18 protein-coding genes and 1 pseudogene are annotated in these 21048 nt (G+C 44.5%); 8 read left to right on the forward strand and 11 right to left on the reverse strand.

Features of this window, described 5'->3' with window-relative positions; translation table 11 throughout:
• Positions 1–1265: 1265 nt before the first annotated feature.
• The 3 genes and pseudogenes from PCAR9_RS20205 to PCAR9_RS02620 all read right to left on the reverse strand — a co-directional run.
• Positions 1266–1400 (reverse strand): annotated as a pseudogene (locus tag PCAR9_RS20205) (excalibur calcium-binding domain-containing protein); the annotation flags it as partial.
• Positions 1401–1677: 277 nt separating this feature from the next.
• Positions 1678–2007 (reverse strand): hypothetical protein, encoded by a 330-nt coding sequence (locus PCAR9_RS02615; protein ID WP_179982277.1) that lies wholly within the window; start codon positions 2005–2007, stop codon positions 1678–1680.
• A gap of 157 nt (positions 2008–2164) precedes the next feature.
• A complete protein-coding gene (locus tag PCAR9_RS02620; protein ID WP_179982278.1) occupies positions 2165–2578 on the reverse strand; it encodes an MAPEG family protein in 414 nt (137 codons plus the stop codon).
• A gap of 322 nt (positions 2579–2900) precedes the next feature.
• Between PCAR9_RS02620 and PCAR9_RS02625 the strand changes: the two genes are divergently transcribed.
• Positions 2901–3869 carry an integron integrase gene (locus PCAR9_RS02625; protein WP_061439372.1) on the forward strand — a complete coding sequence of 323 codons (969 nt, stop codon included), beginning with the start codon at positions 2901–2903 and terminating at the stop codon, positions 3867–3869.
• 75 nt (positions 3870–3944) lie between these two features.
• Here PCAR9_RS02625 and fadA read toward each other — a convergent pair whose 3' ends face one another.
• Positions 3945–5108 carry an acetyl-CoA C-acyltransferase FadA gene (gene fadA / locus PCAR9_RS02630; RefSeq protein WP_024015658.1) on the reverse strand — a complete coding sequence of 388 codons (1164 nt, stop codon included), beginning with the start codon at positions 5106–5108 and terminating at the stop codon, positions 3945–3947.
• Between the two features lie 18 nt (positions 5109–5126).
• Positions 5127–7277 carry a fatty acid oxidation complex subunit alpha FadB gene (fadB, locus tag PCAR9_RS02635; protein ID WP_179982279.1) on the reverse strand — a complete coding sequence of 717 codons (2151 nt, stop codon included), beginning with the start codon at positions 7275–7277 and terminating at the stop codon, positions 5127–5129.
• Positions 7278–7772: 495 nt separating this feature from the next.
• Here fadB and PCAR9_RS02640 point away from each other — a divergent pair, with 495 nt between their 5' ends.
• From PCAR9_RS02640 to PCAR9_RS02650, 3 genes are all read left to right on the forward strand, one after another.
• Complete coding sequence (locus PCAR9_RS02640; RefSeq protein ID WP_179982280.1) at positions 7773–9836, forward strand: transglycosylase SLT domain-containing protein; 2064 nt, start codon at positions 7773–7775, stop codon at positions 9834–9836.
• A 172-nt stretch (positions 9837–10008) separates the two neighbouring features.
• Positions 10009–11340, forward strand: coding sequence for a Xaa-Pro dipeptidase (pepQ, locus tag PCAR9_RS02645; RefSeq protein ID WP_179982281.1), 1332 nt, complete (start codon positions 10009–10011; stop codon positions 11338–11340).
• Between the two features lie 260 nt (positions 11341–11600).
• On the forward strand, positions 11601–12317 hold the full coding sequence (locus PCAR9_RS02650) for a ZIP family metal transporter (protein WP_179982282.1): 717 nt from the start codon (positions 11601–11603) through the stop codon (positions 12315–12317).
• 204 nt (positions 12318–12521) lie between these two features.
• Here PCAR9_RS02650 and ispB read toward each other — a convergent pair whose 3' ends face one another.
• Positions 12522–13496, reverse strand: coding sequence for an octaprenyl diphosphate synthase (ispB, locus tag PCAR9_RS02655; protein ID WP_179982283.1), 975 nt, complete (start codon positions 13494–13496; stop codon positions 12522–12524).
• A 1054-nt stretch (positions 13497–14550) separates the two neighbouring features.
• On the opposite strand from ispB, the gene rplU reads away from it, so the two are divergent.
• The 3 genes from rplU to cgtA all read left to right on the forward strand — a co-directional run bounded on the left by rplU (position 14551) and on the right by cgtA (position 16558).
• The gene (gene rplU, locus PCAR9_RS02660) at positions 14551–14862 is read left to right on the forward strand and encodes a 50S ribosomal protein L21 (protein ID WP_012517169.1); all 312 of its coding nucleotides are present in this window, start codon (positions 14551–14553) and stop codon (positions 14860–14862) included.
• 15 nt (positions 14863–14877) lie between these two features.
• Positions 14878–15135: a 50S ribosomal protein L27 gene (rpmA, locus tag PCAR9_RS02665; RefSeq protein ID WP_012517170.1), complete on the forward strand. Its 258-nt coding sequence runs from the start codon at positions 14878–14880 to the stop codon at positions 15133–15135.
• Between the two features lie 256 nt (positions 15136–15391).
• Complete coding sequence (cgtA, locus tag PCAR9_RS02670) at positions 15392–16558, forward strand: Obg family GTPase CgtA (protein ID WP_179982284.1); 1167 nt, start codon at positions 15392–15394, stop codon at positions 16556–16558.
• A 172-nt stretch (positions 16559–16730) separates the two neighbouring features.
• On the opposite strand, the gene PCAR9_RS02675 is transcribed toward cgtA, so the two are convergent.
• On the reverse strand, positions 16731–17096 hold the full coding sequence (locus PCAR9_RS02675; RefSeq protein WP_179982285.1) for a hypothetical protein: 366 nt from the start codon (positions 17094–17096) through the stop codon (positions 16731–16733).
• Between the two features lie 163 nt (positions 17097–17259).
• Here PCAR9_RS02675 and folA point away from each other — a divergent pair, with 163 nt between their 5' ends.
• On the forward strand, positions 17260–17757 hold the full coding sequence (folA, locus tag PCAR9_RS02680) for a type 3 dihydrofolate reductase (protein WP_179985133.1): 498 nt from the start codon (positions 17260–17262) through the stop codon (positions 17755–17757).
• A 138-nt stretch (positions 17758–17895) separates the two neighbouring features.
• Here the strand turns inward: folA and rpoS are convergent, their stop codons facing one another.
• The 4 genes from rpoS to PCAR9_RS02700 all read right to left on the reverse strand — a co-directional run bounded on the left by rpoS (position 17896) and on the right by PCAR9_RS02700 (position 21042).
• Entirely contained in the window at positions 17896–18888 is a 993-nt protein-coding gene (rpoS, locus tag PCAR9_RS02685; protein ID WP_179985134.1) for an RNA polymerase sigma factor RpoS, read from the reverse strand.
• Positions 18889–18960: 72 nt separating this feature from the next.
• Entirely contained in the window at positions 18961–19830 is an 870-nt protein-coding gene (locus PCAR9_RS02690) for a peptidoglycan DD-metalloendopeptidase family protein (RefSeq protein WP_179982286.1), read from the reverse strand.
• A gap of 1 nt (position 19831) precedes the next feature.
• Positions 19832–20410 carry a YqaA family protein gene (locus tag PCAR9_RS02695; RefSeq protein ID WP_179982287.1) on the reverse strand — a complete coding sequence of 193 codons (579 nt, stop codon included), beginning with the start codon at positions 20408–20410 and terminating at the stop codon, positions 19832–19834.
• Positions 20407–21042 carry a protein-L-isoaspartate(D-aspartate) O-methyltransferase gene (locus PCAR9_RS02700; RefSeq protein WP_118490353.1) on the reverse strand — a complete coding sequence of 212 codons (636 nt, stop codon included), beginning with the start codon at positions 21040–21042 and terminating at the stop codon, positions 20407–20409. The genes PCAR9_RS02695 and PCAR9_RS02700 overlap by 4 nt, the downstream gene beginning before the upstream one ends.
• Positions 21043–21048 lie beyond the last annotated feature (6 nt).

The following is a 21048-nucleotide window of genomic DNA, read 5'->3' on the forward strand; positions in this document are numbered from 1 at the left end:
ATGCCAGTTCCTTTGATCTTTTTAAAAACTGTTAAAGCCAGCATACGATTGATTGTCAACACAGACAAGAAAAACGACTGTGCATTGATGTTTTTGATTTGACTGAAGCTAGCCGCCATTTGAACTGTCAAACGCATTGGCGCTTGTAAACGTAGAATAATACCTTGGCGATAAAGCGCCTAATGCGCAACCTTTGAATTGAAAGCGGCGGATTTAAACCTACCACAAGCCAGAGCGATGCTAATGAAAACAGGTGAGGGTAGTTTTACTGGAATTTTTATATAGCCAAACGCAGTTTAGGCTGACGCCTTATAACATTAAGCTAAGCGGCGCAGTTGCGTGGGGCATAATGGCGAAGCCGCCCCGCGTAAATGCGTCCGAGCGACCGAAGGGAGTGGACTTTAGCGCTTTGTTATAAGCAGAGCCAGTTCCTTTGGTCTTTTTAAAAACTGATGAAGCCAGCATACGATTGATTGTTAACCCAGACAAGCAAAACGACTGTGCAGTGATTTTTTTGATTTGACTGAAGCTAGCCGCCATCTGAGCTATCAAGTGTAATGGCGCTTGCTGGCTGAAAATAAGAACTAGAAGGTAAAGCGCCTATTACACCACCTTTGAATTGAAAGCGGCGGAATAAAACCCACCACAAGCCAGAGCGATGCTAATGAAGACAGGTGAGGGTGGTTGCACTGAGATTTTTATTAAGCCAAACGAAGTTAAGGCTGACGCCTTATAACATTAAGCTAAGCGGCGCAGTTGCGTGGGGCATAATGGCGGAGCCGCCCCGCGTAAATGCGTCCGAGCGACCGAAGGGAGTGGTCTTAAGCGCCTTGTTATAAGCAGAGCCAGTTCCTTTGGTCTTTTTAAAAACTAATGAAGCCAGCATACGATTGATTGTTAACACAGACAAGAAAAACGACTGTGCATTGATGGTTTTGATTTGGCAGAAGCTAGCCGCCATCTGAGCTATCAAGTGTAATGGCGCTTGCTGGCTGAAAATAAGAGCTAGAAGGTAAAGCGCCTATTACACCACCTTTGAATTGAAAGCGGCGGATTTAAACCTACCACAAGCTAGAGCGATGCTAATGAAAATAGGTGAGGGTAGTTGCACTGAGGTTTTTATAGAGCCAAACGCAGTTTAGGCTGACGCCTTATAACTTTCCAATAACGGGCGCAGACATGTGGGGCATAATGGCGAAGCCGCCCCGCGTGTATGCGTCCCAGCGAACGCAGTGAGTGTGTTGATTGGGTTGTTATGTACGTTGCTAAAACTGCCTTTCGCATGGTATTCCGTCATTGTCGCCATCCATTTTTGTATTTGGGCAGTTTTCTAAGAAAAATTTTGCTTCTTCATAAGATGTCATTTGACTGCAATGTTGTCTACCATCGCAACGAAATGAAAAACGGTCTGCTTGAATTAGAGTTTCTTGCGTAGGTAAGGCAGGTTGCGGCGATACTTCCACGTTTTGATCGTTCTTGGAATAAATAAAGACACCAACTAGAACGGCTAAAAGTAGTAATAATTTCTTTGACATCTAAATTTCTTCCCTGAGTACATAACACCCGCATAAAGGGCGATAACACATGGGCTAAAATTAGGAACGAAGTGACGCAGCCCATGTGTTAGCGTCCCAGCGAGCTTGCGAGCGATTTAATGCGTTTGTTATGTGCGCTCTGTCAAAGGTTAAAGCCGTTGGCTATATAATTGAGAAAACCACCAATACTCAAACCAGCCATATAGATAGCAATTATAGTTCCAACAACTGAAAAGAATAGTGTGAGAAGCGGCGTTTTCCACTCCAATTTTCTGTCGTTATTTTCAGCCTTGTTAGCGGCTTCCGCTAGATTCTTTAAACTAAAAACTAAAGAGATTGCACCTAAAACACTTCCTATCAGAGCTGAAAAAAAGCTTCCAGTATGAAATGCAAAAAATAATGCTCTATAAATCACAACTAAACTGGCAAAAGTAGCTAATGCACAACCGAACATTAATAGAATAGAAATCAAATAACTTTCCTCTCAATAGAATAAACAATTTTAGATAAGCACATAACTTTTAAATAAGGGGCGCAGGCATGTGGGGCATAATGGCGAAGCCGCCCCGCATGTTTGCGTCCCAACGAACGAAGTGAGTGACTTAATTTTTTTGTTAGGTGGCATTTGTTTAAAACGAAGTGCTGACTATTTGATACATCCACCATGAACAAACACCGACTTGAATTGTAAAAAATAGAAACCTTATCTGGGTTGCAATGTTGCTCCCTGAAAGCAAATGAGTAAATGATTGGGCTATTCTTGCAAACAGACAAAGTAAAGAAAGTGAGTTCGTTATGTCGGTTGTATTAGTGATGACAGCTACAATGAGAGTGCCACCAAATATTGGGAAAAATTCATAGCAATTTGCATGTGCTCGAGTAAGTCTGTGCCCGAATTCAGTCGTATCGCTGCCGCTTGTATTGAAGCTATTTGATTTTCGACCAGAGGAAATGACCAAATAAGTGCGAAATGCTTCTAATGCAAGCAATAGCAGTAACGTCCAAGTAATGTATCCAGAAATTGCTAAAATAGTTAAATTCATAGAAGTTCCTTTTCTTCGTTTATTCCACTGATTTATCAGTGTGCGCTGACACCTAACAATTTAATCGTTCCCTAAACGGGGCGATTTAACGAACCAGAACGGGGTTTTTGTCCGTTTGGTTATAAATATGATTAAACCATAACCTATCGATAGGATTAGTATAATACGTTTTTGGTGTATTTTACTCAAAAGCTAAAAACACCAAATCGGGTTGCAGGTGAATTTGGGATATTTCGTGAGTGCCTTTGCTACAAAACAGTTACTAAAGTCAGTTATTTCATTGTGATTTTTTAAATAGACTTCTTTTATTTTGGAGTCGAATATGAAGTCTCAGTTTATTAAATCCCTGTACGAGCACATGATGCTGAAGCGCTATGCAAAGCGTACTATACAAACCTACATAAACTGGATTTCAGACTACATTCGTTTTCACAAACTTCAGCACCCGAAAGATCTCGACGTGTTGCATGTTGAAGCATACCTTACTCATCTTTCTACCAAGCGAAAAAATGCGCGGTCTACACAAGCCACCGCACTTAACGCATTAGTGTTTCTTTACAATAAATATTTAGAACAACCACTTCCTTCCGACATGAATTTTGTGGGAAGTGGAAGGGAAAGGAAGCTGCCAGTTGTGTTAACCCAGTTAGAAGTAAAAGCATTGCTTGGTAGAGTGCCTACTCATCATTACTTAGCGGTAGCACTCCTTTATGGAAGTGGCCTTAGATTAATGGAGTGTGTGCGCCTCAGAACGGGAGATATAGACTTCGACTACAAGTGTGTGAGGATTTGGTTTGGGAAAGGTGGCAAGCATCGAGTGGTAACACTGTCAGAATCACTTATCCCACTTTTAAAAAATCATATCAGTGAAAGTGAAAAACTTTTGCAACGAGATTTGATGGTGCCAGACTTTGCTGGTGCTTGGATTCCACATGGATTGAGGAAAAAGTATCAACAGCGTAATAAAACGCTGGAATGGCAGTATTTGTTCCCTGCATCAAAGTTAAGTATCGATCCAGAAAGCAAGCTGTTACGGCGTCATCATATTGATGAAAAACAGATACAGCGGGCGGTAAGTCGTGCTTCAGGTGATGCGGGAATAATTAAGCATGTTACGCCACATACGCTTCGTCACTCATTTGCTACGCATTTACTGCAATCAGGTGCAGACATCAGAACAGTGCAAGACCAACTAGGTCACGCCGATGTTAGAACAACTCAAATCTATACCCATATACTTCAACAAGGGGCTAATGGTGTAGTCAGTCCACTTTCTAATTTAGCGTTTTAGTTTTTTGTTCACGGAAACAAAAAAGGGCCCGAAGGCCCTTTTCAAAACTTAGTTATTAAATACTAGTTCAAACGCTTATACACGCTCAAATACGGTAGCAATACCTTGGCCTAAACCAATACACATAGTCGCTAAGCCTAGGCTTACGTCTTGCGATTCCATTAGGTTGATAAGCGTACCCGAGATACGTGAACCAGAACAACCTAGTGGGTGACCAAGCGCAATTGCACCACCGTTAAGGTTAATCTTAGTATCTAGGTGGTCCATCCAACCAAGCTGCTTAATGCACGATAGTGCCTGTGCGGCGAACGCTTCGTTGAACTCAGCAAGTTCAATATCGTCCATAGTAAGGCCAGCACGCTTAAGGGCTTTTTGTGTTGCTGGCACTGGGCCGTAGCCCATAATTGCCGCATCACAACCAGCCACAGCCATTGCGCGAATTTTCGCACGTGGCGTTAGGCCAAGCTCTTTCGCACGGTCTGCTGACATAAGTAGCATACCTGATGCACCGTCAGACAGCGCAGAAGACGTACCCGCAGTAACGGTACCGTTTACTGGGTCGAACACTGGGCGAAGTGCCGCCATGCTTTCAGCCGTGCTTTCTGGGCGTACTACTTCATCGTAGTCAATTAGCTTTAATACGCCGTTCGCATCGTGACCTTCAACAGGCACAATCTCGTTAGCCCAGCGGCCTTCAAGGTGTGCTTTGTGCGCTAGCTGGTGCGAACGCGCGCCAAATGCGTCTTGTTGCTCACGAGTAATACCGTTTTGACGGCCAAGTAGCTCGGCAGTCATACCCATCATGCCCGACGCTTTTGCCGTGTACTTAGCAAGACCAGGGTGGAAGTCGATGTTGTAGTTCATCGGTACGTGACCCATGTGCTCAACACCACCAATCATGTAAATGTCACCACGGCCGCTCATGATGCCGCTTGTCGCATCATGAAGGGCTTGCATTGATGAACCACATAAACGGTTTACCGTTACCGCGCCAGTTGTACGTGGAATTTGTGTTAGTAGTTGCGCGTTACGTGCAACGTTGAAGCCTTGTTCTTTAGTTTGCTGAACACAGCCCCAAATGATGTCTTCAATTTCCGCTGGGTTTACGCCAGGGTTACGCTCTAATAGCGCGGTCATTAGCGCAGCAGATAGGTCTTCTGCACGCACATTTCTGAAAACACCGTTTTTTGAACGACCCATAGGGGTACGTACGCAATCGATTACGACCACTTCTTTCATTAGTTTTTCCTCCGGGTCTTATGCGAAATAGGATTTACCAGCAGCGGCCATTTCACGAACGCCGTCTGAGATCTGATAAATTGGACCAAGTTCAGCGTACTTGTCTGCCATCGCAACAAAGTTCGCCAAGCCAATGGTTTCAATCCAACGGAAAATACCACCGCGGAATGGAGGGAAACCTAAGCCGTAAAGTAGCGCCATATCTGCTTCAGCTGCGCTATCTACAATGCCTTCTTCTAGGCAGCGAATTGCTTCGTTTGCCATAGGGATCATAAGGCGTGCAATAATGTCGTCAGCTTCAAAGTCCGTCTTCTCGGCTACGTGTGGCGCCATTAGTGCGTATGCTTCTTCAGCAGGTGTTTTCTTAGGCTTGCCGCGCTTATCAACACCGTAGTTGTAGAAACCTTTACCGTTCTTCTGACCTAAACGCTCTTCTTTATAGAACAGGGTTACAGGGTCGTTGTCTAGGCGAGCCATACGCTCTGGAATACCTGCTGCCATAACGTCTGCTGCGTGATCGCCCGTGTCGATACCTACAACGTCCATTAGGTAAGCTGGGCCCATTGGCCAGCCGAAGATTTTTTCCATTACTTTATCAACCGCTACAAAGTCAGCGCCGTCGATAAGTAGCTTACTGAAGCCCGCAAAGTATGGGAACAATACGCGGTTTACCAAGAATCCTGGGCAGTCGTTAACCACAATCGGGGTTTTACCCATTTTAAGGGTTGCCGCTACTACTGCATTGATGGTTTCTTCAGAGGTTTTTTCGCCACGTATAATTTCAACTAGCGGCATGCGGTGCACTGGGTTAAAGAAGTGCATACCACAGAAGCGCTCTGGCTTATCTAGGCTTTCTGCTAGCTGGTTAATAGAGATAGTAGAAGTGTTTGAAGTGATGATAGCGTCGTCCGCTACATTGTCTTCTACTTCTTTAAGTACAATACCTTTTACTTTCGGGTTTTCTACAACCGCTTCAATAACAAGGTCTGCATCTTTAAGCGTGCTGTACTCAAGGGTAGGCGTGATAGCGTTAAGTGTTTGCGCCATTTTAGTCGCATCAACTTTACCGCGTTTCATACCTTTACCAAGAATTTTTGCCGCTTCTGAAAGGCCAAGGTCTAGTGCACCTTGGTTAATGTCTTTCATAATTACCGGCGTGCCTTTCACAGCGCTTTGGTATGCAATACCGCCGCCCATGATGCCTGCGCCTAGCACAGCGTTTAGCTTAGATTGCTTAGTTGCTGCTTTCGCTTGCTTTTTACCTTTGCTCTTTACTAGCTGGTCGGCTAGGAAAATACCAATTTGCGCTTTCGCAGCGTCTGTTTTCGCTAACGCTACAAAGCCTTCATTTTCAAGCTTAAGTGCACCTTCACGGTCTAGGCCCGCTGCTTTTTGAACAGTCTCAACCATTTTGTGCGGCGCTGGGTAATGTTTGCCAGCTTGCGCAAATACCATAGCTTGAGCAGTACTGAAGCTCATCATGGCTTCGTTTTTGTTTAGCTGTAGTGGGGCTTTCTTAACCGCACGACGCGCTTGCCAGTCAAATTTACCGTCAGCGGCGTCTTTCACCATTGAAAGCGCACCTTCAACAAGTGCTTCTGGTGCAACAACGGCATCAACCGCGCCTTCAGCAAGGGCTTTCGCGCCTTTTCTGTCGCGGCCAGTGGTCATCCACTCAAGGGAGTTGTCTGAACCAATAAGGCGAGGTAGACGAACCGTACCACCAAAACCAGGCATTAGGCCTAGTTTAACTTCTGGTAAACCAATAGACGCTGTGGTGTCGGCAATACGCATGTCACATGCCAATGCCATCTCACAACCACCACCTAGCGCAAAGCCATTAACGGCAGCAATGGTAGGGAAAGGTAGGTCTTCGAAGCGGTCGAATACTTGTGACGTATTAGCAACCCACTGTAGTACTTCAGCATCGTCCATAGCGAAAAGGCCAGTGAACTCGGTGATATCTGCACCTACGATAAATGCAGGTTTTGCACTGCGTACTACTAAGCCTTTTATATCGCCTTTAGCAAGTAGGGCTTGGGTTGCTTCGTCAAGTTCGCTCACTGTTTGGCGGTCGAACTTGTTTACTGAACCTTCGGCGTCGAATACCAGCTCAGCAAAGCCGTCATCTAACAGGCTGACGGAAAGACTTTTGCCTGTGTATATCATTATCATCTCCTTCGGCATTGGCCAGGATGTTAGTGAAGTAATCCAACTAATTTGTAGGGTCGTATGCATTCACTAACGCGTTAGGGTGGCTAGATTCTTTAGAAAGCCACACAAAATTTCAACAAAAAATCAAACAAGCGTTTCAATTTGTCTAAGGTAGTGGTCCGATGACTTAAATTCAAGTGCAAATATCGAATTCAAGCTTCATTTCGGTATTGGTGGTTGTATAATGAGCGTTATTGGCCCAAAGCGCCAATCCAGCAAAAGAATAATCTACAATCATGTCAACTATGTTTGTAAAGCATAGCTAACGACAGCTGGCACAACATCTTCTTTGGCACGGAGCCAGACTGAAATTTTCCCTTTGTTTATAAAACAAATGTAGTGGGTCAGTCGTAATGCTGCTTTATCAGCAACATTTTACAATCAACTCGATTAGCTAATTTTCCGGCTTTCATAGGCCATTCGAGTGTAGAGCAGGGTAGGAGTTCTATTGTGTCTGGTTTTTATTTTAGTTCGAGGTTAGGTCAGCACTCGCTGGCAAAAAACGATAAATTACTCGCCACGCTAGTGGGGGCGCTAGTTTGCTCGCTTTCTTTAGTTTTCTCTATTAGCGCATGGGCCACACAGCCATTAACGCTACCCAATGATATTTTCGAAAAAGATCGTGCCCGCTATTTAGAAGTTGAAAAGAAGCTGCTTACTTATTCGAAACACCGCCTTCAACACCTTGATAACGACATTTATGAGTTAGCGCATTATCCACTCTATCCGTACCTGCTACGGCTTAAATTAGAGCGCACCATGTCAATCAAAACAAAGCGCGAAGTTAAACAATTTTTAGATGACTTTAACGGTCAACCGGTTAGCTATGGCTTGCGTTACAAGTGGTTGAAGTATCTCGCAAAGAACAATTATCGCAGTACATTTTTAAGCAGTTATCGTCCCGGCATGGGCGCACGACTAACATGTACTGCGCTTAATTACCGTTTGAAAGAAGGTGAAAGCGAACAAGATATTCTCCGTGAAGTAGATGCGCTTTGGCTTCATGGCCAGTCCCAGCCTGACGAATGCGATCCGCTTTTTGCGAAATGGAAAAAAGCGGGCATGATGACACCAGACATGGTGATAAAACGCATTGAAATTGCGGCGAAAGAAGATAACCGAAGTATTATCTCTTACCTAAAACGCCAACTTCCCAGCGATAAGCAATACATTGCAGATGCATGGTTATCGGTAACCCGTGACACCAGCCGAGTTAATAAAACTGCGCTTTTCCCGCTAAAAAATACATCACATGAAGCTGAGGTAATGGTATGGGCAATAGAAAAACTAGCGTGGCGAAACCCAGATTTAGCCGGCAAGGTATTTAATCGCTACAAGGCTAAGCAAGTATTCTCGCAAGCCCAGCAGCACATTATGCGTCGAGCGATTGCACTTAGCTACACGTTAGACCGCCTTCCCCAAGCCCACCAGTGGCTAGAACTTGCCGATGTTCAGGGTGCCAGTGATGATGTAAAGCTATGGCATGTTTCTCATTTGCTGCGCATGAAGAAATGGCAGGAGGTGATTGATGTTATTGATAACGCCCCGGTTAATCTGCAGCAAGAAGAAAATTTCCGTTACTGGAAAGCCCGTGCCTTAGAAGCGCTTGGTCAAACTATGCAGGCAACTGTGTTGTATAAAGAACTTTCTCAAGAACGCCATTATTATGGCTTTATGGCCAGTGCGCACATTGGCGAAATTCCATCGCTTGCGCATACGCCAGCACCTAGAGACACGGCGGCTATTGCTAGTGTGGCTAAAACCCCAGCCACTATGCGCGCCGTAGAATTTTTCAGATTAGACAGAACCACAGAAGCGCGTAGAGAGTGGTACTACTTGCTTTCCCATTTGCCTGAATCGAACGTGACTGATGCAGGCATACTCGCTTATGAGTGGGGGCTGTACGACCAAGCAATTACCAGCTTCGCAAGAAGCGGCTATTGGGACGATGTAGAACGCCGATTCCCACTAGCGTTTAGCGATGTATTTAGCGAAAAATCGCAGGCCTATAGCATATCTAAGTCACTGGCTATGGCTATTGCACGCCGCGAAAGCTCGTTTAGAAGTGATGCTATCTCGCCGGTTGGAGCGGCAGGTTTAATGCAGCTAATGCCAGGAACAGCGCGCTATGTGGCAAAAGAGAAAGTTAGTAGAAACAAGCTGTTCAAAGTGGACGACAACGTTGATTATGGTGTGCAGTACCTTCGTTACTTAATGGACAAGCTCAATAATAACCCGGTTCTGGTGTCTGCATCTTACAATGCGGGGTGGCGTAAAGTGTTGGAATGGCTGCCTGCTAATGAAGCGCTTCCGGTTGATATCTGGATTGAGAATATTCCCTATAAGGAAACCCGTGCGTATGTGAAAGCGGTGATGGCGTATCAGCATATCTACGACCAACAGCTAGGTGGCAACGAGAATATCTTCCCTCAACTTACCCGCGATATGATCCCATCGGCTGATGCGGTCAGTACACATCCGGTAACAGGCACACTGCAACTAGCACCACGATAGCGATGCAAGGCGTACACAGGTACGCCTTGGTTTACCTTGTGCGGCGGCTGGCTCTGGCGACTTACCGTAAACGACAGCGCAATGGTCGGGGTCAGCATGCACGTCGTGTAGGCCTCGTGATACACTAGTGGCTAATGTGTTCCATCTAACGACTAAAAAGATAAGAGGGGCTATGTCGCAACATCAAGCAACCTACCAACAGCATATCGAAGAGCTTCAGGCTCGTACCCGTGAAGCATTACAACGAGAAGGGCTCGACGGGCTAGTGATTCACTCGGGGCAGGGCAAGCGCCTTTTCTTAGACGATAATCATTACCCATTCAAGGTAAACCCGCAGTTCAAAGCATGGGTGCCAGTTATTGATAACCCTAACTGTTGGCTGGTGGTGAACGGTGTAGACAAGCCTACGCTTATTTTCTACCGTCCCGAAGACTTCTGGCACAAGGTGCCGCCAGAACCAAACGATTTCTGGACCGACAGCTTCGACATTAAATTGCTGCAACAGGCCGATGCAGTAGAGAAATTCCTGCCTTATGACAAAAGCCGTTTTGCCTATGTGGGCGAATACATAGAAGTCGCTAAAGCGCTGGGCTTTGATAACGTAAACCCAGACCGCGTGTTGCATTATTTGCACTATCAACGTGCTTATAAAACCGATTACGAACTAGACTGCATGCGCGAAGCTAACAAGCTGGCGGTAGCAGGGCACAAAGCGGCTGAGCAAGCCTTTCGTGAAGGAAAAAGCGAGTTTGATATTAATCTTGCTTACGCAACGGCAAGTCGACAAGGTGATAATGATGTGCCTTACACCAGTATTGTGGCACTTAACGAGCATGCTTCAATTCTGCATTACATGCAGTGTGATACCGTAGCGCCAAAAGAATCGCGTTCGTTTTTGATTGATGCGGGTGCGAATTATCATGGCTATGCGGCAGATATTACACGTACTTATGCTCAAGACGGTGTTAAAAATTCAGCAATGTTTCGCGACCTTATTCAAGCGGTAGATAAGGTAACGTTGACCTTAGTCGACTCGTTGAAGCCTGGTGTAGCTTATACCGACATACATTTGTTAGCCCACGACGGTATTGCACAAATTCTTCACGATACCGGCATGGTGAATTTAACGCCGCCAGAAATCGTGGAAATAGGGATTACCCGTACTTTCTTCCCACACGGTATTGGTCACTTCTTGGGCCTTCAGGTACACGACGTAGGTGGTCTTGTAAATGACGATCGCGGTACGCCTAAGCCAGCTCCTGATGATCACCCATTCTTACGCTGTACGCGAATTGTTGAAGCTCGTCAGGTGTTCACTATTGAGCCTGGCTTATATTTTATCGAAAGCTTGCTGCGCGACTTGAAAGCGACGCCTGCGTCTAAATACATCAACTGGGATACTATTGATGCATACAAGCCGTTTGGCGGTATTCGTATTGAAGACAATATTGTTGTGCATCGCGATAAGAACGAAAATATGACCCGAGATTTAGATTTAAATTAATCGGGCTTTTCTGAGCATAGCTAACGGCAACCTCAAACTATTTTCATGAATGCAAAGAGCAGCGTAAGGCTGCTCTTTTTTGTTGTGTCACCTTGATATAGAACCACTATATCTGCGGTAACATGTTGTGATTACGAACATTTTAACTCTCGCTGAGACGGTAATGACCTATGCGGACTGGTATTATTTGTAAACCAATGCTGCTGTGTGTAGTAATCAATAAATAGACGTGCACAGACAAAAGCGAGAAAGGAGTCTTTATGTCACAAGGTGATATTGTAGGTTTATTGGTAATGGCAACGGTAGCTGGCCTAGCCATGCCCGCGGGCGCTATCTTAGCAACGTACCAAGGTATTCAACCTAAGTGGTTAGAAAAAGAGTTACGCCACGGCATTTTAGCACTTGGGGCAGGGGCCCTGATATCAGCAGTAGGCTTAGTACTTGTGCCCGAAGGGATAAAAGACGTATCGGTATTTGCTGCCATATTGTGTTTTATTGGTGGCGCTTTCGCTTTTATGGCCCTTGATATTTATCTAGCGAAAAAGAAAACCGCTGGCAGTCAGTTAGCAGCTATGCTCAGTGACTTTGTGCCAGAGTCTATCGCCCTTGGTACCACGGCAGCTTTAGGTGGAGGTACCATGTTATTAGGCCTATTGATTGCGGTCCAAAATTTACCTGAAGGGTTTAACGCCTACAGAGAAATGTTGCCCAAAAACAAACAGCGCAGTAATAAACTCATTGTTATCTTTGTTTTGATGGCGTTACTCGGGCCGTTATTCAGTTTGCTAGGCTTTTACTACTTAGCCCAGTTCCCAGTGGTCATGAGTGGGATTATGCTGTTTGCTGCAGGCGGTATTCTTTATTCAGTGTTCCAGGATATAGCACCGCAAATTCGTATGGAAAACCATTGGTTACCACCTCTAGGCGGTATTCTTGGCTTCCTAGTAGGCCTTGTAGGTTTCATGCTTGAAGGCTAGCTTGTTAAACATGCGCTTAGCCTAAACGTGTGTTTTCATATTGAGCCAACACAGAAAACGTTCTGTACTGAAATTGTCTGTCAGAACGTCGAAAACGTTTGTGTATCTAAAAGTGAGTAGTCTACGTTATAAGTACTACCCAAGTTCCAGCCACAAAAAAGGCGTGTTGGTCATAACACGCCTTCTCATACCATTTATTGGTAATTAGCTCGTACGCTCAATTGAAATATGCGCCAGCGCAATGAGCGCTTCTTTGTATTCAGAATCTTCGACAGCGTTTAGACTATCAATCGCCATTTGCACTTCTTTTTGGGCACATTCTCGTGTGTAGTCCAAAGCGCCGGTTTCTTCCATAATGCCTTGAATACGGGTTAAATGTGGTAGGCCGTTACTTTGCTCAATGGCTTCTTGAATAAGTGCTTTATCGTCATCATTCTTTGCGTGCCACATAGCGTACAGTAATGGAAGGGTAGGTTTACCCTCTGCTAAGTCATCACCTGCATTTTTACCCATTTCTTCGCTGTCAGCCATGTAGTCAAGAATATCATCAGCAAGCTGAAAGGCTGTGCCTAAGTGCTTACCATATTCTTGCATGGCATGTTCAATGTGCTCGTTTTGGTCAGTCAAAACAGCCGCTAACTGTGTTGCTGCTTCAAACAAACGGGCCGTTTTACCATAAATAACGTCAAAGTAGCGCGCTTCGGTAGTGCTGGCATCGTTACAATTCATCAACTGCAACACTTCGCCTTCTGCTATTTGGTTCGTGGCTTCCGACAATATTTCCATAACGCGCATGCGCTTAAGGCTAACCATCATTTGGAAAGAGCGGGTGTAAAGAAAGTCACCTACTAATACCGAGGCCTGATTACCAAAGATAGCATTCGCAGTCTCCCGACCTCTGCGCATGGTCGACTCGTCAACCACATCGTCGTGCAACAGGGTCGCGGTATGAATGAACTCTACAATAGCTGCAAGGGTGTGATGGTCGTTATTACCTATGCCCATTGCCCGCGCACTTAACACGGTAAGTAGGGGGCGTAAGCGTTTGCCGCCACTGTTTACAATATAAAAGCCAAGCTGATTAATAAGGGCAACATCAGAATCGACTTGTTGTTGAATCAGCTGGTTAACCGCCTGCATATCATCATTAGACAGGGCGCGGATTTGATCTATATCCATAGGCATGGCAATAAATACTTACTCTTACGTCTTGGGCAATGGTTGCTGGCGATTGTACCTTAATCATCTGTACTATCCACCAAATTGTCTTAAAAAATGACGGCTTAACGTATTTACGTGTAATTTCTTAATTACGCTTAAACTCGTTTTAGAAATTGCACAAAAGCATTTTTCATCAGAGATTCTCAACTCTTTTAAATATTGTTTTTTCAATAGTGTTCAATTTGCGTTATTCGCTTACTTGAGGTTTGCCCATTAATACTTCCGTATACAATTTCTTATAATTATAGGCGCTCTTAATTGTTTTTCCTTTCAAAGGGCGATTTTTTAACGTTTTATATCTGAATAGAAATACGCTCCACTGGCGACTAAACCAAGCAATTAAGCGAGCTATTTAGCCGAACAATTAAACCGGATGATCGTTTACGTAAATTCATAGATCCTTTATCAAGCGAAAGGGGAGCGTAACTATCTAAACTTGCGATCTAATAGGCAATCGGAAAGTAAAACTACAAAAAGTAGCACTACGACTAGATAGTAAGTAGGGGCACAATTCATCTCGTAAGAAACAATCTTTTATCCTTTAACCGATTGTACCGATCTATTTGGGATCTCGTTTAGGCGATCGGAAATAGCCTCTATTGGATCGTTAATTTTTTCCTAGATCGCTAGCGGCTTCTTTGACCGCTAATGGCTTAATCAGATCGCCAGTTGCTTTCGCGGATCGCTAGCGGCGCAAGCCCAACCGTCAGCGGCTTTTATCATTCGCTGTAGTTATGCCCGCACTTTTCACCAATATTTTGTAGAAATAGCCTAAGTTTTTATAGTTAGCGATCCTACTTTTGTGCTGATTTATCGAAATTATTTTTGAAATTTTAATAGTTTCAGAGCATTTGAAGCTGCATCAAATAAGCAATTGAGGCATAATTCGCCCCATGTTGGAAAAATAATCATTTTTTCTGCGAATCGGGCTTGTGATTTACGGATGTTTCACGTACAATTCGCGCCCTGTTTTTTGAATTGAAGCGTCAGTGGACGCAGAGCGGAGTTAACTATGTACGCGGTTTTCCAAAGTGGCGGTAAACAACACCGTGTGGCCGAAGGCCAAACCGTTCGTCTTGAAAAAATCGAAGTAGCCCCAGGCGAAACGGTTGAATTTGACAAAGTTTTAATGGTAAGCAACGGTGACGACGTAAAAATCGGCACACCAATCGTTGCTGGTGGTAAGGTGACTGCTGAGGTTGTTACACACGGTCGTGGCGATAAAGTAAAAATCGTTAAGTTCCGTCGTCGTAAGCACTCTCGTAAGCAAGCGGGTCACCGTCAGTGGTTCACAGAAGTGAAAATTACTGGTATCAACGCATAATAGGAGCACGAACACATGGCACACAAAAAAGCTGGTGGTAGTACCAAAAACGGTCGTGATTCAGAAAGTAAACGCCTAGGTGTTAAGCGCTTTGGTGGCGAATCTGTTCTTGCTGGTAACATCATTGTTCGTCAACGTGGTACTCGTTTCCACGCTGGTGACAACATGGGTATCGGTAAAGACCACACGTTGTTTGCACTAAAAGACGGTAAAGTTCAGTTCGACGTTAAAGGACCGAAGAACCGTAAATTTGTAAGCATCGTAGCTGAGTAAGCGCGAAAGCTTCTCGCCGAACAGGCTTAGAAAAACCCCGCGCAAGCGGGGTTTTTTGTTTTGTGAAACCTTTCTTTCTTTTACTGTTCTTATTTGTAGCGTGTAAATTCTAGAACGAATTAACGCTAGGCAAGGTTTTACTTCTCGTTTTTTAGAATACTGAGCAGACACAAAAGCGCCAATAGGTAATTTGGTGTAAACTTAGTATTCGCATTAAAAAGTTAACAACCCACGGCATTACAGCCCGGAGTGATAAATGAAATTTGTAGATGAAGCTGAAATTCGCGTTGAAGCCGGTGACGGCGGCAACGGTACCATTGGCTTTAGAAGGGAAAAATACGTACCTAAAGGTGGCCCAGACGGCGGCGACGGTGGTGACGGCGGCAGCGTATTCTTACAAGCCGATGAAAACCTAAATACATTGATCGATTATCGCTTCGAACGTTTTCATCGCGCTGAACGCGGTCAGAACGGCCAAGGTAGTAATTGTATCGGTAAGAAAGGTCAAGATCTTACCGTGATGGTGCCCGTGGGTACACGCGCAACCGATAGCGACACTGGTGAAGTATTGGGTGACCTAACGCGTCATGGTCAAAAGCTTAAAGTGGCACAGGGCGGCTTTCACGGTTTAGGTAATGCTCGCTTTAAAAGCAGTACTAACCGCGCGCCACGTCAAAAAACCAATGGTACGCCAGGTGAAATTCGCAATCTTAAGCTAGAGCTTATGCTTCTAGCCGATGTGGGCTTACTTGGTATGCCTAACGCAGGTAAATCAACCTTTATACGCTCTGTATCGGCGGCGAAGCCGAAAGTGGCTGATTATCCGTTTACCACCCTTGTGCCTAACTTAGGTGTAGTTCGTCAAGACTCACAGCGCAGCTTCGTTGTTGCTGATATTCCCGGTTTGATTGAAGGTGCTGCGGATGGTGCTGGATTAGGCATACGCTTCTTAAAGCACTTAGAGCGTTGTCGTATCTTGCTTCACGTGGTTGATATTTTCCCTGTTGATGAAACCGATCCTGCCGAACACGCAAAAGCGATCATTGAAGAGCTCGAAAAATACAGCCCTAAGTTGGCAGAAAAGCCTCGTTGGTTGGTATTTAATAAAGTCGATTTGCTACTTGAAGAAGAAGCCGAAGAGCGCTGTCAGCATGTTATTGACGCATTAGAGTGGGATGGCCCAGTTTATCAAATATCTGCGTTCCAAAAGATGAACCTAGATCCTTTGTGTAACGACATTATGGACTTCATCGAAACCCTTCCAGCAGAAATAGAAGAGGAAGAAGAGAAGAAAGAAGTGGAATTCAAATGGGACACTTACCATAAGAATACACTAGAAGCCCATGATGAATTTGAAGATGATCTCGATGACGACGACTGGGACGAAGACGACTACGACGTGGAAGTTGAGTATCGTCGTTGAGAAACAATCGCTGAGAAACAGTCGTTGAGAAACAATCGTCGAGAAGCACTGGTCGAAGATAGTTTCTGTGAGTTAGTGATTTAAACAGTCACAATCAATCAGCTCACAAAACATTAAGCTCGTACATTTGCCAAAGCAAAGTGCGAGCTTTTTTGTTAGGTGCGTACCAATTCTACACCGCAAATCGCAGAGGTATTTCGTTGTTCGCGATATTGTTAGACGCTTCTATTATCGTGTGGGCTCTGTCTACTATGGCATTTCTGTGATGGATAAGTCTCAAATGAAAATAAATATCTTCAAGTAAACTGGTCAAGCTCATAATTTTAGACGTCATAGCGCTGTTTTCGCCACCGTCAACTTCAAGCAATATAACGGCAATATCAAACGCACATCCAAGATAGGGAATCGCTTCACTTAACTGACCACTTTGCATAAGCATAGTGCCCTGCATTTCGTCCCGTGCCATTACGTGTAGCGCTTGCTCTGGATTGTTGTAAACCCAGTCTGCATGTTTAGGGCATAAATAAGTTATAAGCATGGTAGCCACCTCCTAACTCTACACTAAAATACTTTTACAACTCATGCAAATGATAATTGTTATTATTTGCTTTAAGGTGTTGGCGCATTTCCTATCTGATGTTGATATACTTTGCCTTGAAGAATTAGAACTTAGCCTGAAGGTGTAAAAAATGAAAATAGCGATGATTGCTGCTATGGCAAAGGACAGAGTTATTGGCGCAGACAATGATATGCCGTGGCATTTACCTGCTGACTTAAAGCATTTTAAAGCTATTACTCTGGGCAAGGCGGTTATCATGGGGCGAAAAACTTACGAGTCAATTGGCAAAGCACTTCCTGGTAGGCCAAATATCGTCATTACCAGTAATGCTGACTACAGCTTATCTGACGCTACCGTGGTCGACTCGCCGGAATCAGCATTTGAGGTCGCAAAAGCGCTAAGTAACGATAATGGACAGAATGACGAGATAATGATTATTGGTGGCGGTACTATCTACCAGTCATTTTTAGATAGAGCGGATACCTTGTACCTTACACATATTGATCTTTCAGTAGAGGGAGATACCCAGTTCCCTGATTATGAGGCAGCAGCAAGTTGGACTGAAGTATCGCGAGAGGTACATAGCGCCGATGAAAAGAATGCACATGGTTATACTTTTGTAACGCTTGAGAGAAACTAATACCAATCCGCATAGATGGAACTAGCAAAGGGCTGCTAGGTTACCGTGAATCTAAAATAAAAATGCCAGTGTTGAAACGCTTGCCTAAAAGCGCCACAACACTGGCATTTACGTTCTACTCTACAATGTGAGTAAAAGCTACTTCATTTGGTCGAACAAGTTCTCTAATGAAAGGCCTTGATGACCCAGCATATCGCGAAGACGGCGAAGTGCTTCTACCTGAATTTGTCGAACACGCTCACGTGTTAATCCAATTTCTGCACCCACATCTTCAAGGGTTGAAGGCTCATATCCCATAAGACCAAAACGGCGAGCGAGTACCTCGCGCTGCTTAGGGTTTAGCTCTTCAAGCCAATTTACGATATTACTTTTGATATCAGAGTCTTGTAAGCTCTCTTCAGGGCTAAACTCTTTCTCATCAGCAATAATATCAAGCAGTGCTTTATCATTTTCTCCGCCGATAGGTGTATCGACAGAGGTAATGCGTTCATTTAAGCGAAGCATCTTTGTTACATCTTCCACTGGCTTATCTAGGGCCGCTGCAATTTCTTCTGCAGTTGGCTCATGGTCAAGCTTTTGTGAAAGTTCACGAGAAGCACGTAAATAAACGTTTAGTTCTTTCACTACGTGGATAGGCAAACGAATAGTACGCGTTTGATTCATAATCGCGCGTTCGATAGTTTGGCGAATCCACCAAGTTGCATACGTTGAAAAGCGGAATCCGCGTTCAGGATCAAACTTTTCTACGGCACGAATTAGTCCTAAATTGCCTTCTTCAATTAAATCGAGAAGTGCTAGTCCACGGTTGTTATAACGGCGAGCAATCTTAACAACAAGGCGAAGGTTGCTGACAATCATACGTTTGCGAGAGGCTTCGCAGCCTTTCAGTGAGCGGCGCGCAAAATAAACTTCTTCTTCTGCGGTTAGCAGTGGTGAAAAACCAATCTCGCCTAGATAAAGCTGTGTAGCATCTAGGTTTTTAGGTTGGTCATCCTGACTGAAAATGGCATCGTCATTTTCTAGTTCAGCGTCGTTGGTTAAGGTTTCGTCAGCTTTCATATCAGCTGGCATATCGATGACATCTAAGTCATCTTGCGGTTTTGATTCCAAGGCTTTATTTGACTTACCCATCATGAATCTCCTGCTACAAGGTTTACCTTATGACGTTTCTCCTTTGTCTTTTTTTATTGTTATTTATTTTTATTATTTTAATACTGGCAGGTATTTCATCGGGTCTAATGATTTCCCTCTATACCTAACTTCAAAGTGAAGTTTTACCGAATTTGTTCCGCTATCACCCATGGTTGCAATCTGCTGCCCCGCTGACACCCATTCTCGCTCTTTAACTAAAATAGTGTCGTTGTAGGCGTAAGCACTTAAGAAAGTATCGGTGTGTTTGATAATAACTAACTTACCGTAACCTCTTAAGGCACTCCCTGAGTAAACAACTTTTCCATCTGCTGCTGCAACGACTTTACTGCCTTTGGCACCAGCGATATCAATTCCTTTGTTGCCTGACTCTGACTTACTGAAGGTATCAACTAACTTACCTTCTGCAGGCCATACCCACTTTTGTACTTTGCTTGGAAAGCTCGTCGGCGTTTGTTTTTTGACGCTTTGTGACGGCTTCTTGACTGTCGTAACTTTTTGTGGCTTAACAACTTTTTCACTTTCACGATACGCTTGTGGCGATGGGTGGTCAACCAAACTTTTGTCTACTTTAGAGGTGGTCGGAGTTGTTGACCGTTTGGTCTTAACTTTAGATTTGACGGGGGCTAGAGCTACATTTGACGGTGGTGTAACCTTTAAAATTTGGCCAGGAAAAATGGTGTAAGGGGCTGATAAATGGTTGTATTTTGCTAGATCGCGATAGTCGTTTCCGGTGTACCAAGCTACTGCATAAAGTGTGTCGCCTCGTTGCACTTTATAGGTTTTTTTTGTGTACTCTTCGCTTCCATCTGAAACTTGACTATTTAATAAAACAACAGGGGCAGGAGCAGTTCTTCCTGCGCATCCCCCAATAAGCATACAAAAATATAACAAAAAACCTATATAAAAAAGAGGCTTATGCATATCATCGCAGCAGTAAATAGGCGAGTACTGCAAGGATGACAACTGCCCACCCAAGCACTTCTACATACTGTCTTAATTTTTGTTCCATAGGAGCTCCACCCCAGCGCATTAGCCCCGCGACTAAAAAGAAACGCGCGCCACGCCCTACTGCAGATGCAAGTAAAAATGGTAGAAAAGCCATTTGCAAGAAACCGGCGCTTACCGTAAATACTTTATAGGGAATGGGGGAAAACCCCGCAAGAAAGACTACCCATACACCATAGTCTTTGAACCATTGCATTGCGGTTTCAATTTTATGGGTATACCCCCAGCTTTCTACAAGCGGAGCGAGCCAAGCATCAAACGCAAAGTAACCAAGCCAGTAGCCCGCAATACCACCCAAAATAGAGGCAACGGTAGTAATCAGAGCAAACTGCCATGCCTTATTAGGCTGCGACAAGGCCATCGGTGCAAGCATTACGTCAGGGGGAATGGGGAAGAAAACCGACTCTGAGAAGCTTAACCCACCTAAATATTTGGTTGCGTGGCGATGCCTCGCCCAGCGTAACGCCATGTCATAACACGGCTCAAAAAGCTTCACATTAGCTCTCCTGCTACAAGGGGAACAAATCGAACCGATTCTATGGTCGACGTTTTTAGTTCCCCTTCAATCCTATCAATACACAGCAACGATTGTTGTTCGTTACCCACGGGAATTATAAGTCGCCCACCTTCTTTTAGCTGTTCGCACAAATCCTGGGGAAGGCTCGCAGCAGCAGCGGTAACGATAATAGCGTCGTACGGGCCTTTTGACGCCCAGCCTTTCCAACCATCGCCGTGTTTCATTGCAATATTGTGAAGGTCGAGTTGATTCATTCGGCGCTTCGCTTGAAACTGCAGTGATTTAATACGCTCTACACTAAAAACCTTCGCAAATAGCTGTGCAAGAATAGCCGTTTGATAACCTGAGCCTGTGCCTATCTCCAGCACTTTTTCAGGTTTGTTGGGGCTATCAAGCAATAGCTCAGTCATTTTCGCAACGATATAAGGCTGCGAAATTGTTTGGCCTTGGCCTATAGGCAATGCCGTATTTTGATAAGCCTTATGTTTAAGCGCGTCGGGCAAGAAGCTCTCCCGCGGCGTACCAGCAATGGCGTTTAATACTGCTTGTGAACGTATTCCCTCGTTATAAAGCAGTTGTGCTAACGCGTCTCCTTTTCTAGAAGCTCTCATGATGTT

The sequence above is a fragment of the Alteromonas macleodii genome (assembly GCF_903772925.1).
Classification (GTDB): domain Bacteria; phylum Pseudomonadota; class Gammaproteobacteria; order Enterobacterales; family Alteromonadaceae; genus Alteromonas; species Alteromonas macleodii_A.